Source organism: Elstera litoralis, assembly GCF_000963705.1.
GTDB lineage: Bacteria > Pseudomonadota > Alphaproteobacteria > Elsterales > Elsteraceae > Elstera > Elstera litoralis.
This window is the reverse complement of record NZ_LAJY01000608.1, coordinates 1-1,831: the sequence shown is the minus strand read 5'-3', so window position 1 is coordinate 1,831 and position 1,831 is coordinate 1. Positions and strand designations below refer to the sequence as shown.

General features: G+C 61.6%; 4 protein-coding genes. 3 read left to right on the top strand and 1 reads right to left on the bottom strand.

What is annotated here, in order from left to right; all coding sequences use genetic code 11:
* From VZ95_RS18170 to VZ95_RS28375, 3 genes are all read left to right on the top strand, one after another.
* Positions 1–305, top strand: a 305-nt coding sequence (locus VZ95_RS18170) for a cold-shock protein (RefSeq protein WP_045777112.1), incomplete at its 5' end; no start/stop codon positions are given.
* Positions 306–425: 120 nt separating this feature from the next.
* Positions 426–1,172 carry an ABC transporter substrate-binding protein gene (locus VZ95_RS28380; protein WP_198148386.1) on the top strand — a complete coding sequence of 249 codons (747 nt, stop codon included), beginning with the start codon at positions 426–428 and terminating at the stop codon, positions 1,170–1,172.
* Entirely contained in the window at positions 1,162–1,530 is a 369-nt protein-coding gene (locus tag VZ95_RS28375; protein ID WP_198148385.1) for a type 2 periplasmic-binding domain-containing protein, read from the top strand. Before VZ95_RS28380 ends, VZ95_RS28375 begins: the two co-directional genes overlap by 11 nt.
* Positions 1,531–1,556: 26 nt before the next feature.
* Here the strand turns inward: VZ95_RS28375 and VZ95_RS18160 are convergent.
* Positions 1,557–1,831: hypothetical protein (locus tag VZ95_RS18160; protein ID WP_045777111.1), on the bottom strand; the 275-nt coding region annotated here is incomplete at its 5' end.

Sequence of the window (1,831 nt, the reverse complement as noted above, 5' to 3'; positions counted from 1 at the left end):
GTGGTGGCTTCGGCGGCGGCTTCGGTGCCGATCGCGGTGGCCCTCCCGGCGAAAGCGGCGAAGGCACCGTAAAATGGTTCAACGCAACCAAGGGCTTCGGCTTCATCACTCCGGATTCGGGCGGGAAAGACGTGTTCTTGCACGCTTCGGTTCTGCGTCGTGCCGGTCTTGTCGATGTGCAGCCGGGCCAACGCGTCCGCTTCTCCTCGATCGAACGCGATAAGGGCCCCGAAGCCCGCACGCTGGAACTGGATGGCGAAGCTCCGCCCCCGGTCCATAACGATCATGGCGATGATTCTTACTAAAAACCGTTTCTTCACGGACCGATGCGCCCGCTTCTAGGGATGGTTTCGATCCTGTGATGGTTTTAAACCCTGCCGATATTGCATCGGCAGGGTTTTTTCATGCTCTGCCGGATGGGTTTCATGCTGCCGCTTTTCTCTCGACGCGCCCTTGTGCTCAGCAGCCTGTTGGCGGGAGCCCTCCTTATGCCCTTCGGCGCAGCACGCGCCCAGGCTGATGCCACTCTTCCGCTCAGCGAGGGGCCGGAACTCTATCCGGGCGAAAAAACTCTGGCGGAGGCCGCCGCCAAAGAGGGGGTGACGATCAGCGCCAATACCGCCCTCGGTTGGGCCAATTGGGGCGCGGTCGTGCGCGCCTTCGGCCAGCGCTACCCCGATGTGCCGCTGGCTTATACCGATTTGGGCTCGACCGCGACCGTGACGCAGCTCGACCGGCTGCGCGAGCGCCCGCCCGCCGATGCCGCCTATTTCTACTCGCTGGTCGCGCTCGATGCCGCCAGCCGGGGCCTGCTGAGCCCCCACCGCCCGGTTAATCTCGACCGGCTGCCGGGCGCGGCGAAAGACCCGGATGGCCTGTGGGTCGGCGTTCACACGCTGCCCATCGCCTTCGTCGTCAACCGCAAGCTGGTGAAAAGCCTGCCGCGCACCTGGGCCGATCTGCGCAAGCCCGAGTTTAAGAACAGCATCACCTACCCCGACCCGCAAACGACGACGGTCGGCCTCACCCTCGCCTTCGCCGCCAATGTCGCGGCGGGCGGCACGCTGGATTCAGTGCGGCCGGGGATCGAGTATTTCACCGCCCTGCATAAGGCCGGAAAACGTCCAACGCATCGATCCCGGCTCGGCGCAAGCGCGTTTTTTGCGCGGTGAAATCCCCGTGTGGATCACCTTTGAGGCCGATGGGCTGCGGGTGAAGCATCTCGATGGGATGGACGAAGCCGAAGTGATCCTGCCCGCCGACGGCACCGCCGCCGCCGCCTATACGCTCTCGCTGGTCAAGGGCGCGCGCAATGCCGCCGGCGGCAAGCTGTGGATGAACTTCGCCCTCACCGAGACGGCTCAACGCCTGTTCGCGGAAGGCTTCGTGCGCCCAATCCTGCCGAATTTTTCGTTGCCGCCCGAACTCGCCGCGCGTTTTACCCCCCTGCCGCCGCGCACCGATCTGGTCGATTCGCTGCGGGCGACCCTTCGGAAGGCGGATATTGATCGGGCGTGGCCGAAGATGTGAGAAAGGGTAGGCTGAACCTCAGCCGCTCAGCCTAATTCATCGTCAATTTCGTCTACCCAGCTTTTCCGATCGGGGAGCATAAACGCATCTTCACTTATCAGCTCCTCCGATAAGGAGAAGCTTAAGGGATGCGTGTCATTTCCAATACGAATTGAGAATTCGTGAATATAGTATACTGTTGGCTCCTGATCGTCATCCCGATGAAATCTATAAGCATGTTTTTTAGCTTTAAAAGCATCGAGCGCCTCGCCGATCTGGCTCAAAATTGAGGAAACAGAATCGTCCGACGCTAGCTCCTTAG